General features: G+C 70.7%; 9 protein-coding genes. 7 read left to right on the plus strand and 2 right to left on the minus strand.

Annotated elements, in window-relative coordinates:
- Nucleotides 1-353: 353 nt before the first annotated feature.
- Entirely contained in the window at nucleotides 354-3,125 is a 2,772-nt protein-coding gene (locus POL67_RS15705) for an AAA family ATPase (RefSeq protein WP_271918171.1), read from the plus strand.
- Nucleotides 3,126-3,177: 52 nt separating this feature from the next.
- Here POL67_RS15705 and POL67_RS15710 read toward each other — a convergent pair whose 3' ends face one another.
- Complete coding sequence (locus POL67_RS15710; RefSeq protein ID WP_271918172.1) at nucleotides 3,178-3,921, minus strand: ABC transporter substrate-binding protein; 744 nt, start codon at nucleotides 3,919-3,921, stop codon at nucleotides 3,178-3,180.
- Between the two features lie 217 nt (nucleotides 3,922-4,138).
- Here POL67_RS15710 and POL67_RS15715 point away from each other — a divergent pair, with 217 nt between their 5' ends.
- The 3 genes from POL67_RS15715 to POL67_RS15725 all read left to right on the plus strand — a co-directional run bounded on the left by POL67_RS15715 (nucleotide 4,139) and on the right by POL67_RS15725 (nucleotide 8,267).
- The gene (locus tag POL67_RS15715) at nucleotides 4,139-5,899 is read left to right on the plus strand and encodes a TlpA family protein disulfide reductase (RefSeq protein ID WP_271918173.1); all 1,761 of its coding nucleotides are present in this window, start codon (nucleotides 4,139-4,141) and stop codon (nucleotides 5,897-5,899) included.
- Nucleotides 5,900-5,939: 40 nt separating this feature from the next.
- A complete protein-coding gene (locus POL67_RS15720) occupies nucleotides 5,940-6,545 on the plus strand; it encodes a hypothetical protein (RefSeq protein WP_271918174.1) in 606 nt (201 codons plus the stop codon).
- Nucleotides 6,546-6,680: 135 nt separating this feature from the next.
- Nucleotides 6,681-8,267: a hypothetical protein gene (locus POL67_RS15725; protein ID WP_271918175.1), complete on the plus strand. Its 1,587-nt coding sequence runs from the start codon at nucleotides 6,681-6,683 to the stop codon at nucleotides 8,265-8,267.
- 86 nt (nucleotides 8,268-8,353) lie between these two features.
- Here the strand turns inward: POL67_RS15725 and POL67_RS15730 are convergent, their stop codons facing one another.
- The gene (locus POL67_RS15730; RefSeq protein ID WP_271918176.1) at nucleotides 8,354-9,535 is read right to left on the minus strand and encodes an RCC1 domain-containing protein; all 1,182 of its coding nucleotides are present in this window, start codon (nucleotides 9,533-9,535) and stop codon (nucleotides 8,354-8,356) included.
- Nucleotides 9,536-9,744: 209 nt separating this feature from the next.
- On the opposite strand from POL67_RS15730, the gene POL67_RS15735 reads away from it, so the two are divergent.
- Genes POL67_RS15735 through POL67_RS15745 form a run of 3 tightly spaced genes read left to right on the plus strand, consistent with a single transcriptional unit; the run spans nucleotide 9,745 to nucleotide 14,063 of the window.
- A complete protein-coding gene (locus POL67_RS15735) occupies nucleotides 9,745-10,962 on the plus strand; it encodes a hypothetical protein (RefSeq protein ID WP_271918177.1) in 1,218 nt (405 codons plus the stop codon).
- The gene (locus POL67_RS15740) at nucleotides 10,959-11,474 is read left to right on the plus strand and encodes a hypothetical protein (RefSeq protein WP_271918178.1); all 516 of its coding nucleotides are present in this window, start codon (nucleotides 10,959-10,961) and stop codon (nucleotides 11,472-11,474) included. Before POL67_RS15735 ends, POL67_RS15740 begins: the two co-directional genes overlap by 4 nt.
- Nucleotides 11,475-11,477: 3 nt before the next feature.
- A complete protein-coding gene (locus tag POL67_RS15745) occupies nucleotides 11,478-14,063 on the plus strand; it encodes an Hsp70 family protein (RefSeq protein WP_271918179.1) in 2,586 nt (861 codons plus the stop codon).
- Nucleotides 14,064-14,069 lie beyond the last annotated feature (6 nt).

Genomic DNA, 14,069 nt, shown 5'->3' on the forward strand with positions numbered 1-14,069 from the left:
AAGCCGTAGCGCGCGCAGGCGCGCATCGAGCCTGGGCTCCAGCGCGGAGAGCGCGACGAGCATTTCGTCGGTCGAGGGCACGCGCACCACGTCGCCCAGAGGTCGCCACGCACGCGGGGGCTTCGTGAAGACCATGGGGCGGGCCGCGAGGGGTTGCCGCCTCTCTCGCGGATGTGCCCACGAGCTCGATCCGAGGCTCGAGGTCGTCGGCAAGATGCTCGATCGGATGGACCGCCACGGTAGGGGGGTGGGCGACGCGACGGCGACGTGCTCGGCCTTGCAAACGATGGAAGTGGACTGCAAGCCTCCGGTCTTCGCGCGGGCGGTTCGGGCTCGCCCGAGCTCGCGGCCTCATGATGCACAGCAAAGCTTTCGAAGACGCGTTCGACGTGATGGGCGCACCAAGCCCCCCGGATATGTGGAGGAAGCTGTCCAGCGCGGTGGCGCCGAGCTGGCGCGTCGAGCGCTCGAGCTTCGTGGGCCGCGCGGACTCCATCCGTCAGCTCAAGGCCTACCTCGACGAGGGTGCGCGCCTCGTGACCCTCCTCGGCGCGCCGGGGCTCGGCAAGACACGCCTGCTCCGGCGCCTCGGCGGCATGCTCGCAGACGAGGGCGCGCGCGTTCACTTCTTCGATCTCACCACGGCCACGACCCGGGGCAGCGTGATCGCGATCGTCTCCCGGCAGCTCGGCTTGTCGCAGGTGCGCGACGGGGACGTCGACGAAACCGTCGCCCAGATCGGGCATGCGCTCGCGGCGCGCGGGCCCATGGTCCTCCTGCTCGATAACTTCGAGCAGGTCGTCGAGCACGCCGAGACCACCATCGGCCGCTGGCTGGTGATGGCGCCGTTCGCCACCCTGATCGTGACCTCCCGCGAGGCGCTCCGGCTCGAGGAAGAGGTCTCCTTCGAGATCCAGCCGCTCACGCTGGAAGAAGGGGTGCGGCTCTTCGAGGACCGCGCGCGCCTCGTGCGCCCCGGCCTCGCGATCACGGGCGAGGAGCGGGACGCCGTGCTCCGGATCGTCGAGCATCTCGAGGGGATCCCGCTGGCCATCGAGCTCGCCGCCGCGCGGACGGCGATCCTGCTCCCGTCCGAAATCGACACGCGGCTCGGATCCCCCTTCGGGCTCCTGCGGACGGCCCGGAGGGGCGCTCCCGAGCGCCACCAGACCCTGGAGCGGGCGATCGACGGGTCCTTCGATCTGCTCATGCCCTGGGAAAAGGCAGCCTTCGCCCAGTGCTCCGTGTTTCGCGGCGGTTTTTCCCTCCAAGCCGCAGAAGCGGTGCTCGACCTGACCCCTCACCCCGAAGCGCCCCCGGTGCTCGACGTGCTCGCGGCCCTTTGCCACAAATCGCTGCTCCGTCGCTACGTGTTGCCGGGCCCATCGAACCGTACGCGCTTCGGCATGTTCGAGAGCCTGCGGGTCTATGCGGCAGGCAAGCTCGACGAGGCGAGCCGCGCGCGGGCCGAAGCAAGACACAGCCGCCATTTCGTCGAGGCGGCCGAGGCCTGGGCCGTGACCTCGGGGGCGGGCTTCGCGCTCGGGCTGGAGCTGCTCGCCCTGGAATCGAGCAACATCATCCAGGTCGTGCGCCGGCGTGTGAAGGAGGACGCGCTCGCGCTCCGCGCCGCGCTCGCCCTCGACGCGCTGTTCGCGCGGGTGGGGCCGCTGCAGGCGCGGGTCGACCTGCTCGAAGACGTATCCATGTGCGAGCAGGCCGCGACGCCCGAGCTGCGGATCCGGTACTTGCGCATGCGCGCCGAGGCCCACTGGATGAGCTACCCGTGGACGGACACGCGCCCGGATCTGAAGCGCGCCCTGTCGCTCGCGCGGCAGGAGGGCGACCGGCGCGCCGAGGTGGCCATCCTCGTCGCGCTGGCGGCCGCCTCGATCTACCAGACCGAGCCCCAGGCGGGCGGGCATTACTACCGGCAAGCCGTGGCGGCGGCGCGCCTCCACGGCGACCGCGCAGCTCTGGCCATGGTGCTCTGCGGGCCCGACGACGAGGTGCTCGGCCCCGCCGAGATCCTTGCGCTCGTCAAGGAGCTGGAAGACCTACGCGAGAGGACCGTCGCGCTGGGGAGCCTCATCATCCGGAGGATGGTCTCGGGCGAGCTCGAGGGGGCGCTCGAGGCCGCCGAGCTGACGCGCGCCGCCGCGACGAAGGCAGGCGCGCCCATACTCGAAGCGGTGGCGAATTCGCACGCCCGCGGGCTGGAGCTCCTCCTCGGACGGGCGAAGGACGCGAGCCGGCTCGAGCAGGTGAGCGAGCAGCTTCGCGCGCAGGGCGGCGGCTTCCCGTATCAGGTCTCGCTCCTGCACTTGATGGACTACTTCCACTGCCAGGGACGGCTCGCCGACCTGCGGGCGATCGTCGACCGGATGATCCGCGAACGGGCCTCGAGCAGGTATCCGTCGACCACGCAGGTGATCGCCGCCTATCTCGGCGTCCTCGAGGCCGAGGATGGGCGCCTCGAACGCGCCGAAGCCCATTTCGCCGAAGCACGCGCGAACAGCGCGCTCCCGGTCGTCGCGGTCAAGGTTCACCTCCTCGAAGGGTGCCTGGACATCGCGCGCGCGCGACGCGCCGCAGCGGAGGGACGCTGGGAGGAGATGCGGGCTCGCCTCGACGACGCGCGCCGTCGCCTCACCTCCTTCGGCGATCTGTCCACGGGGCCGATCCGCCTCACCGCGCTGGGCATCGCGCCTGCCCTCGAGCGCGCCCTCGCCGCCTGCGAGGCCGGCGCCTTCCCGCCCAGCCTGCCCGCGCCCGACGAAGGGTCGATCTCGGCGCCTCCGCCCGAGCCGGCCCTCGAGCTCGATTCGAACGGCCGCTGGTTCCGCCTCGGGAAAGGCGAGAAGGTGAGCCTTCATCGACGCCACGTGCTGGCCGCGATCCTCGCGCGGCTCTCCGAGCGTCACGCGGCAGCGCCAGGGGACCCGTTGCCCGTGTCCGAGCTCGTCGAGGCAGGCTGGCCGGGGGAGCGCATCCTGCCGGGCGCCGCCGCGAACCGCTTGCACAACGCGGTGGCCGTGCTCCGCGGCCTCGGGCTGCGAGGCGTGCTGATCACCCGCGACGGCGGCTACCTGCTGGATCCCGCCCTTGTCGTCCGTAAGCACTGATCCGCTGCCGCTTCCGCTGCCGCTGCCGCTTCCTCGACGGTGACTGCGCGGATCAAATCGGCGTCGGCGGCGCGACGACCGCCTCGTTCTGGCCGCTGCGCTCGAGTGCCCTCGCGACGAAGCCGGACGCCTTCATTTCCTCGACGAACGCGCGGAGCGCGCGCACGCCTGCGTCGCGGCCCTTCGGCATGCCCATCGCCTGCTCGATTGCCATGAAGCGGCCGGGGAGCAGGCGCGTCTCGGGATGCTCCTCGGCGAACTTGGTCATCGGCTGCTTCACGCCGGCGGCGACCTCCAGCTTGTCGCGCAGGAACATCTCGCAGGCCTCGGAGCCGGTCGGCTGTGTGACGACTTTGGCGCGCTCGAGTGTCCGCGTCAGATGAAGTTCATACGCGCTGCCCTTGGCGGCGGCGACACGGATGTCGTCGCGGTCCACCTCGTCGGTGGTCTTGATGGGCGAGTCCTTTGGCACGACGTAGGCGCCCTCGATCAGCACATAAGGCCCCGTGAAGTCGATCTCGGCCGCGCGCACCGGATCGATCGCCAGGAAGGCGATGTCCCATTCGCCGCGCTTCAAAGCCTCGAATACCTTGCCGGCGGCGTCGAAGGTGACGAACGCGCTCGGGATGCCGAGTCGTTTGGCGAATTCACGCGCGAGCTCGCCGGAGACCCCGCGCGGCTCGCCGGTGACGGGGTCTCTCTGCGCCAAGACGGTATTGCCGAAGTTGATCGCCGCGCGGAGCCGTCCGGTCGGCGCCAGGGCTTGAACGACGTGGGACGGAATCGCGTCTGCCATGATGGCCGGAGACTAATCAAGCGCTGCCATCGGCACAATCGGCAACCTCCCAGCCTTTCTTGCTCCGCTGCTCGACGCAGCGAAGGCCCGGGATTGAGCGTGAGGGCGTCCGAGGAGGCCATCGGGGCAGGGGACCGGCGGGAGCGGCGGCGGGAGCGAGAGCCACGCGTGCGACTTCACACCGGTAGGCGACGCTGGTACCCCTGTCCTTGCACCGATGCGCGCTCCGTTGCTCCTCCTCGCAGGGCTCACGCTCGCGGCTTGCCGCTCCACGACGGAGCCGCAAGACACGGCAGCCGCGTCCGCGTCCGCGTCCGCACCCGCGTCCGCGTCTGCGTCTGCGTCTGTCCTGACGTACGTCGATCCACCCGTGGAGAAGGGCGCGACGTCGCCGAATCTCGTTCCCGCGGGAGACGGCGCGCTCTTCACGTGGATCGAACCGGCGGCGGAAGGCCCGAAGAAGGGCGGGCGCGTGCGCCTCGCGAGGTTCGCCGGGGGCGCGTGGGGGGAAGCGACGACGGTGGTCACGAGCGAGCGGCTGCTCGTCAACTGGGCCGACGTGCCGGTGGCGGCGGAGGGCGGAGGCAACATCGTCGCCGCGTTCCCCGAGCGCGCGGGCCAGGAGGGATATTTCGCTGTCCTCACGGCCTCCGGTGATGACGGCAAGACGTGGAAGCGGATCGGCCCTATGCACACCGACCGATCCGAGACCGATCATGGATTCGTCTCTCTGATCCCGCACGGCGAAGGCGTGCGCGCGTTTTGGCTCGACGGCCGCGCGACGGCGGGCGGACCGGAGACGACGCCGGGATCGATGGCCCTTTATACGACGTTCGTGGGGAGCCAGCCCTCGAACGAGACCCTCCTCGATGGTCGCGTCTGCGATTGTTGCGGCATCGCGGCGGCGAGCAGGACGTGGGGGCCGATGGTCGCCTATCGGGATCGGAGCGAGGACGAGGTCCGCGACATCAACGTCGTGATCCTCGGGCACGAGACCTTCCCCGATCCGATGCGCGTCCGGCCGGACGGGTTTCGTATCGAAGGATGCCCGGTCAATGGCCCGGCCCTCGTGGCCGACGGCGAACGCGCGGCGCTCGCCTGGTTCACCTATGCGGACGCGATCGCGCGCGTGAAGGTCGCGTTCTCCGACAATGGAGGCATGTCCTTCGATCGGCCGATCGAGATCGCAGGGCGCCAGGGCGCGGAGGCCCCGATCGGGCGCGTGAGCGTCGTCCTCTTGCCGGACGGGGACGCGATCGTCGGGTACGTCGTCGCGAAGGCCGAAGAGGCGCACCTCGTCGTGCGGAGGGTGTCACGCAAGGGCGCGGTCGGGGCGCCGCTCGTGCTCGCGTCGATGCGCGCGGACCGGACGAGCGGATTTCCGAAAATGGTGCGTCTCGGCGATACATTGCTGTTCGCCTTCTCCGAGGGGTCGTCGCCGCGGCTGCGCGCGGCCCGCCTGCCCGTCGCCGCCGTGCCCGCGCCTCCGGCCCAGAGCCAGGCGGACAAGGCCGCGCCCGGGGCGGACGAAAAGCTCGCCAGGGTGGGGGACATCGTGCCGAGCTTCGAGCTCATGACGCTCGAGGAGAAGCACACGCTCCTCGCCGGATTGAAAGGAAAACCCGTGCTCGTCAACCTGTGGGCGACGGATTGCGAGCCCTGCAAGCGAGAACTCCCGACCCTCGCGAGGCTCCATCGGACCTACGGGCCGCGTGGGCTCGAGGTCGTGGGCATCTCGATGGATCAGGGAAAGAGCATCTCTGAAATCAAGGCCTTCGTCGCGCGGAGGAAGGTGCCCTATCGGACGTGGATCGATAGGCATGCTCATACGCGACGCGCGTTTGGTGTGGAGACCCTGCCGGCGACGTTCCTGATCGACGCGCAAGGAAAGATCGTCCTCGTGCGGAGTGGGGTGGTGCACGAGAACGACGCCGAGCTCGCGGCCGCGATCGAGAAGACGCTCGGGCCTGCGAAATAGGAGGAGGTCACGGCGAATGCCCTCTCAGGAACAGGTGGTCATGGCATTCGGACCTCGCAGGGCGACCCTGCTCGCTAGCACGGGCGTCGCCCTCGCGCTGGCAACAGCATGCGCGGCGTCGCCGTCGCGACGGGACCAGGCGTTGCGCTCGTTCCGCCAAACCGTGGCCGAGGATCTCGGCGGGGCGGTAACGTCGCCGGTGCTCGATTGTGGGGAGGTCGCGAGCTCGTACGACGAGCTCGTCCAGCACGACAGCGAGCCCCGGCGCTGCCTCGCCCGTGCGTTCCGCGCCTGCCGACCCGCGCGCGTGGATGGCTCGTACCACGGCGTCGATAGCGGACCGTTCTTCTGGTCGGCGGTCGTCACCCCGGGGGCCGACAAGGCTGGGTGCGAGGTTCGTTATTACGAAGACGCGCGCCTCGATTCCTACGGCGACCGGTCGATCGCGCGGTACCGTTGCGGCGAACCCGCCCCCGAGACCGGCGCGCGAAAGGGCAGGAGCTCGTGCGCGCTGGTCTGGAAGGAGCGACACGTGCTCTGCAGGGCGTATGCAGGCGAGACGGCGGCGCCGGGGGCCCCCCAGGGGTCGCCGCCGAGCACGGCGTGCGTGGCGCTGCCGGCCGACGTTCGATGGTCGAGCCCGTGATCTCCGCGCGGCGCGCCGCGGTTCGCCCGCTCCCGCTCCCGCTCCCGCCTCCGCTGACGGAGGCAGGAAAACGTCACCTGCACGCTCGAATGACCAGCCTTCCCGCGCAACTCACGATGCGCGTGGAGGTGTTTCTTGGAGAACAGCGGAAGGACACGATGGCTCGGGTCTGCTGCGTCGGGTGGCAAGCGGGGGCGGGGCGCGCTCGCCGCCTTCGGCGCCTTTGCCGCGGCGATGTTGCCAGCGTGCAGCGGTTGCCAGGTCGATATCGAGCGGAGCGACACGACGCTCGCGGACGGCGTCTATAGCAGGCTCGTCGTCGGAGGATCGGAGCCCGACGGGGCGTTCGTCGTGGCGCGACGCGAGCGCGCGCCGGGGGATGACGAGGTGGTCCTCGTCTCGCTCGCGGAGGGCGAACGGCGCACCTGCTCGCTGGGCAAGGCATTCGCCTACTCCACGAGCGAGCCAAGCCTCGGGTTCGCGGACGGAGAGCCGCGCGTCGACGCTCGCCCGGCTCGCATCCTGACGCTCGAGGGAGAGCTCGGGGCCGAGAGCGGGGATCTGCGCATCTTCGACGCATCCTGCACGGAGCGTCTACGCGTGCCCTCGGTCATGGCGTCCAGGTGGCCGAAGGTGACCATCTATTTGATCCACGACGGCAACTTCAACCTCGAAGCCTACGCCGCGGGGACGACGGCCGGTGAGGTCGTGTGGATCGATCCCTGGGCCGGCGCGGCGCGCACGATTGCCGAGGGCGTGAGCTTTTGGAGGTATTATGACGATAAATTCTGGCTGATCGAGGACGGGAGGCTCGTCGTGCGTGATCGCGACGGGAAGACCTTGCAAACCGCGGGCACGGGCGTCACCGAGCTCGAGGTGGGCCCGCTCGGGGCCGAAGTGGCCTATGTCGATGAAAATGGCCTCTGGGTGCTGAAGCTGGGGGAAGACGCGCCCATGGCGATTCCCACGAAAGCCGCGCCGTGCCACCCCGACTACATCTCGTGGACTCCGCCGAAGCTCGCCTACCGCGAAGACTGCGCGGCCGGCGTGCTCGCGGTCCTGGATCGGACGACGGGGGACAAGCGCGTCTTCGATTCCGGCGGCGTCACGTCCGTGCTTTCGTATGGGCTTCAGGGAGCCTTTTGGCTCTTCTTCGAGCGCGAGGAACCAGGCAAAAAGCGCGAGCTGTGGGCCGTCCGGGAGGACGACGAGCCGGTGCTGGTCGGGACTGATCCGAAGCTCGAATTTAGCATCAGGTCGCACGGGGAGGGCTTTTTCTTCGTCCTCGACCACGACGGCACGACCGGCACGCTGGGGACATGGACGCTGCAGGGCGGCTTTTCTCCGCTCGTCGAGGGCTACGCGGGGGAAGCGAGAGGGCCCTCCCGCGGCTATTTGGCCGTGCTCGCGGACGCGCAGGAGGATGTCGGGACGCTCGTCGTGTTCAACAGGGAGACGCTGACCGAAGCTTTCCGGGTCCCGCGCGTCCACCAGACACCGTTGTTTTCCCGGCAGGCGCCCGCGCTCGGTTATGTTCACGACTGGGACGACACGCTCGGGGCAGGCACCTTCACGGCCTGGATCCCCGTCACCGGACAGAAGATCGACGTCGATACGGGCGTCACCGAATTCGCCGAGCTCATCTGGCCGGAGCCCGGCATCGTCTACGCCGTGCGCACGCCCGAACGCGCGGGCCTCTGGACAGCCTATCCGGACCTCTAGAAGTCATCTCATCAACCGCCCAGGAGCCTCCTGAGGAACAGGAGGTTGATCCTGTCGAGGCGGCGCGGCGCGCGCGACGGCGCGCGTCATTCGGCGTGCGGGCCGAGGACGTAGCGCGGCTCGTGTACGAGCGTGACGGCCATCGCGCCGGAGCCGTCGTTGACGGGCGTCGGCAAACCGCCGCCGTCGCCGAGGTACCCGGAGATTCCGGCACACGCGATCGCGCCGCTCTCGAGCCGCGCGCACAGGCGCCCGCTGCCGCTCGCAATCTCGATCGGCTTGCCGGCGAAGGACAGCGGCTCGCCGCCGAGCACATCCCTGAACTTTCCCGCGCAAGTCACGCGGTTCGCGCCGTCGACCGCGCAGACGAATCCGTCTCCGATCGCGACGTCGCGCGCGCGCTCGAACGGCATCTTGACAGGACCGTCATCGAAATCGGCGCCCCAGCAATACGTATCGCCCGCGCGCGTGATCGCGCACGTCGTCACGCGGTTCGACTCGAGGTGGACGACGCCATCGAAGGCCGCCACGCGGTGCAGAACGCCGTCGTCCTGCTCTTTGCCGCGTGCCACGCCGAGCACGCCAAAGTTATTTGCGCCCCAACACCACACCGCACCTGCTGCATCGGTCGCGCACGAGAACCCGACGCCGGCCGTCACGAGCGTTGCTCCGCGAATCGGCACCTGGCTCCGCGCGTATTCGCCGCCCGCACCCGCCGGCGCCCGCTTTGCCTCGCGACCGCCAAGATTCCCGAGCACCGGCGGCACGCCGTGCGAAAATACGGGGGCCACGCAAACGACCTCACCGCGAACGATGGCGCAGATGTGGTTGTCGCCGACCGCAATTCGTGAGGCGCCCGCGAGCGCCCGAACCTCTCCGCTCCCGCAGGCCTGATCGCAGAGCGCGGTGAAGATTCCTTCCGTGCAGCGGACGGTGCCTCGCGAGAGCGTGCACGTACCTTCCATCGAGGTCGCGACCTGGTCCCCGCGTTCGAACGGTAGCTCGACGGCCAGAGCCGCGTGCTTGCCCTCGCAAAGATTCATCCGACCGCGCTTCTCGTCGCGCCCCCAACACGCCACGCGACCGCCGTCGAGGAGCGCGCACGTGTGGAGATCGCTCGCGACGAGAGCCGTGGCCTTCGCCGACCGATCGGCGAGCGGCGCCGCGCAGCCAAGCGGCGGCACGCCGACGAGCGCCGGAGGCGGCGGCAGCGAGGGCGCAGGAGCCGCCGGATGTTCGGGCGCGCGCCCGCATCCGGCGGACGCCATGAGAACGAAGGCAACGGCCGCACAGGAGCGAGCGAACGGGACGAAGGTGAAGGACGGCACAGGCTCGGGAGGCTAGCCAACGCGAAGAACCTTGCAAGGCCGCCCGCCGCCGAGCGCGCTCCCGCTTGCGCTCCCGCCCCCGCCCCCGCTTGCGCCCCCGCTTGCGCCCGTCTTGACCGCATCCGCCCCTCCCGCGGATGATGCCTCCCGTGTGGCGAGAGGAGGACGAGGCGCTGCTCGCGCGGCTCACGGACGAGATCGCCTTCGAGCGTCTCTTCCGCGCCCAGGCCGGACAGGACGTCCGCCCCCCGGCCCGCGGCGCCGGCCTCTGCGCCGTCCTCCGGCGTTTGCCCGGCGGGAGCGAGGCCGTCGAGGCCGCGCGCTCTGACAAAACCGACGCGCTCCGCGAGCACCTCGAACCCGCGCGCCAGATCGATCCGCCCCCGGAGCTCCTCCACCACCTCGCCCTGCACCACGCCTCCCTCGCCGACCTCACGACGAACTCGCCCGACGCGTTCGTCCGATCGATCACCGCCTGGCTCGCCCTCGGCCGCGAGGAGACGTACCTCCGTGACCTCGGCGAGGCTGTCACCGGCAGCGCGCTCTCGCGGCAGGACCTCGATCGCGCCCTCGCCGACGCTCCCCTCTGGTGCATCGACGACCTCGGCGAGCGGGCGCGCATGGGCGCGCGGGATCTCACGGGCTCTGCGCAACGGGCGCTCGCCGCGCTCGGGCGCGTCGAGGAAGCCGCGCGGATCGCGCGTGCCCCCGAGGCGCTCGCGGAGCGGGCGGCGCGCCGGGCCACGTCGCTCGTGGCGGTCGCCGTCGAGGAGGCGCTCGCGCCCGTGCTCGCCGTGTTCGCCGAGGCGACGACGCAGGGCGAGCCGAGCGCCGCGGAGGGCGCGGCGATGCTCGGGCGGTTCGTCGCGGTGTGGCGCTGGTCCGGCGAGGACGAGAGCGTCGAGCATGCCGCGATCGAGCAGGCCACGCCGCTCGCCTGGGCCCATTACCGCGCGAGCCGCTGGGATGCGCTCCGGGAGGTCATCGCCCCCCTCGCGCCGCTCGTCGATTCGCTCGCGCGCCGCATCGAGGACGATCCGTCGAAGCTCGCGTATGCGGCCCGCGCGGCGCAGATGCTCGTGTTCCGCTCGGACGTCGTGCGCACCGAGCGCGAGACGCTGGAGCTGCTCGATCGGGCCATCGCGATCTGCCCGACGCACCGGAACGCGCGCCTCATGAAGGCGAACACGTTCTGCGATCAGGCGCTCCGCCTCCTGCCCGGCGCGCGCGCGCCCACGCGCCACGATCACGACAAGGCCGCGGCCCTCATCGACCGCGCCGAGCAGCTCTACCCCGGAGCCACGCGGCTCCCGGAGGCCAAGAAACGCCTCGGCGAGGCCAAGAAGCTCCTCAGGATCTCACCATGAGCGACCAAAGGAGCGACCCCCCCTCGAATCCGGTTCAACGCTTGGGGCTACGCTCGGACGAGCCGAGCTGCGCCCCAAACCCCTTCGAGCGCTTCGACCTCGATCCGAAGGAGGGCCCGCGCGCCATCACGGAGCGGCTGCGCGAGCTCGCCGAGGACGCGGGCGAGAGCGAGCGCGCGGTCATCCGCGCCGCGTGGGAAGAGCTCACCCTGCACCCGCTGCGCCGCCTGCGCGCCGCGATCGGCGCCCGCCCGCGCCACCCTGCGCTCGATCGTTCGGGCCCGGCGCAGGCGCCGCCGAAGATACGAAAGACCCCCGGGGCCGAACCCGTCGGGCTCGCCGATCTCACGCCGCGCCCTTCGGTGGCGCTCGCGCTCGCGACGTTTGTCTCCCGCGGAGCCGAGCGGAGCCCGCGGAGCGTGCTCTCGCTCGATGAAGATCCCGTGCTCGCCGCGGGCGCCCCGAGCTCCGATCCTGCCTTCGCCCCCACGTCCCCCGAGAGGAAGCGATAGACCATGTTCGTCGACCGTCCCGTTGGAATCGATCTCGGCACGACCAACTCGGAGATCGCCATGCTCGACCCGTCCGAGCGCGATCTGCACATCTACGCCGACCGCTTCGGGCGGCGCACCGTCCCCTCGGCGGTCGCCTGGGATCCCAAGGGCGAGGCCTTCCTCGTCGGCCACGCCGCGCGCCAGCGCCGCGGCAAGACGCCTCCGCCCATCGAGTCGATCAAGCGCAAGATGGGGCAAAACGCGAAGGTCGACGTCGGCCCGCACGCGCTCGCGCCCGAGGACGTGAGCGCCAAGATCCTCGCCGAGCTCCGCGCGCGCATGAGCGAGCACCTCGGCAAACAGGCGGCCGAGGGCATCGAGGTGCGCGTCGATCGGGCCGTGATCACGGTGCCCGCCTACTTCGACGCGCCGCAGGTCGAGGCCACGCGCAAGGCCGGCGAGATGGCGGGGCTCGACGTCATCGGCATCCTCCAGGAGCCCACGGCAGCGGCCATTTACCACACCTGGAAGAGCCGCCTCGGCGACGGCAACTTCCTCGTCTACGACCTCGGCGGCGGCACGTTCGACGTCTCGATCCTGCGTTGCCTCGGCGGCGAGTACCAGGTGCTCGCGATCGACGGCGACAACTACCTCGGCGGCGACGACTTCGATCGGCGCTTCGCCGAGAAGCTCCGCGGCATCCTGGTCGCGCGCGGCTACGCCCTCGATCTCGATGTCCGCGGCGACGAAGGGGATCGGCAGCTCTTCGGCCGCCTCGTGCACCTCGCGCAGGAGATCAAGGAGTCGCTCTCGACCTCCGAGGTCGTCAGCATCTCCAAGCAGGATTTCATGCAGGACAAGAGCGGCGAGAACGTCTCGTTCGAGGGCGACATCGGGCGCGCCGACTACGAGAAGGCGGTCGGTGATCTCGTCGAGACCACGATCACCTGCTGCGAGCGGGCCCTCGCGCGGAGCGCGGAGACCTCGTCGGTGGATCTCGGGCAGATCGATCACGTCGTGCTCGTCGGCGGCTCGACCCGCGTGCCGATGGTCGTCCGCCGCGTGACCGAGGCGATCTGCAAGAAGAGCCGCTCCGACAAGCCGCTGCAGGACGAGGTGGACACGTGCGTCGCGCTCGGCGCGGCCATTCATGCGGCGCAGCTCGGGGGCCTGCGGATCGGCGAGCCCGACCGGAAGATCACGGTCTCGTTCACGACGCCGCTCGTCAGCCAGGGCGCGAAGATCCGGCTCGGCGTGCGCGTCGAGCAGGCGCCGGAGGGCGCGGCGGAGATCGCGGTCCTGCGCGGGATGAGCGGCGCCGACGAGATCGCGAAGGCGGCGATCCCGGATGAGGCGGGGGCCGTGGTGCGGCTCGACGTCCCGCTCGGCGAGGAGCCCGAGCACGCGTCGCGGGTGGCCCTGCGCTCGGTCGAGCGCGAGGTGCTCGCGGAGCTTCCGTTTGCCCTCTACCGCGGCGACGTCCGGCCGCGGGCGAGCGCGCTCTCGCGGCCCTCGGTCGTGGCCAAGGATCTCGCCATCGAGGTCGTTCGCGCGGGCCGGCGCGAGCGGCGCGTGCTCATCGCGCGCGGCGCGGGCCTGCCCGCGGAGGTGAAGAGCCGCTTCTTCACCGCGGATCAGAGCGGTGCCGTGGTGCTGCGGCTCCTGCAGAACCGCATGCCGATCAAGACGCTCCTGCTCCAGGTGCCGCGCGAGCTGCCCGTGGGCACGCCCGTGGATCTCACGCTCCGCTGCGACGACGCGATGCGCATGGAGGCGCGCGCGGTCGTGGCGGGGCAGGAGCTCTGGGCGCAGGTCGAGCCGCCCGCCGCGCCGCGCTTTGATCCCGCGGGCGCCGTGGAGGCGCTGCTCGAAGAGGCCGAGGCGACGAGCAAGTCGCTCTGGGGGTCTTCCGCGATGAGCTACCGGGCCGAGGCGGACATGCTCGTCGCCGGCATCCGCGAGGTCGTCGCGACGGATCCGGACAAACTGCAGGCGCTCTGCGAAAAACTGCGCCTGCTCGTCGACTGGTACCGCGGCGACCCGAACGAGACGCTCTCGCCGCCCATGGCGCGCTTCGAGGCCGAGCTCAACGAGCTGCGCCGCCGCGTCTACCGCGCCTCGGGCAACCTCTACGGCATGGATCGGGCTGCCTGGGAGAAGCGGCTCGCCGAGATCGAGGCGCGCGCGATGGCGGCGTACGAGGCCTCCGACGCCGTGGCCTGGCGCCGCGTCTTCAACGAGGTGCAGGCCCTCGACGAGACCGCGATGCAGGAGGAGTTCGCGCAGATGCGCCTCGACGATCCGGCGTACCTCGAGCGCAGGCTGCGGAACGAGCGGTACTACGCGCAGAGCGTGGAGCGGCAGCTCGTCGACTTCGTCCCGTCCTCCTCCGACGTGGGATCGCTCCAGATCGCCGAGCGCGACAAGCTCGTCGTGCAGCTTCAGGAGAAGGTCCTCGCGCCGCTCGCGAACCTGACGGCGGACACGACCGACGCGGCGGCGCTTCGGCGCAAGCTCGAAGCGATCAACGCGGAGACCTCGCGGATCGATGGCGCGCGCGAGCGCCTGCCTTCGCTCGGCCTCGTCACGGAGCGGGGAGGCGCGTGATCGAAA

The organism is Polyangium mundeleinium (assembly GCF_028369105.1).
Classification (GTDB): Bacteria; Myxococcota_A; Polyangia; order Polyangiales; family Polyangiaceae; genus Polyangium; species Polyangium mundeleinium.

Coding starts and splice junctions, on each gene's coding strand:
- POL67_RS15705 (WP_271918171.1), top strand. CDS start 354: ATGATGCACAGCAAAGCTTTCGAAGACGCGTTCGACGTGATGGGCGCA.
- POL67_RS15710 (WP_271918172.1), bottom strand. CDS start 3,921: ATGGCAGACGCGATTCCGTCCCACGTCGTTCAAGCCCTGGCGCCGACC.
- POL67_RS15715 (WP_271918173.1), top strand. CDS start 4,139: ATGCGCGCTCCGTTGCTCCTCCTCGCAGGGCTCACGCTCGCGGCTTGC.
- POL67_RS15720 (WP_271918174.1), top strand. CDS start 5,940: ATGGCATTCGGACCTCGCAGGGCGACCCTGCTCGCTAGCACGGGCGTC.
- POL67_RS15730 (WP_271918176.1), bottom strand. CDS start 9,535: ATGGCGTCCGCCGGATGCGGGCGCGCGCCCGAACATCCGGCGGCTCCT.
- POL67_RS15740 (WP_271918178.1), top strand. CDS start 10,959: ATGAGCGACCAAAGGAGCGACCCCCCCTCGAATCCGGTTCAACGCTTG.
- POL67_RS15745 (WP_271918179.1), top strand. CDS start 11,478: ATGTTCGTCGACCGTCCCGTTGGAATCGATCTCGGCACGACCAACTCG.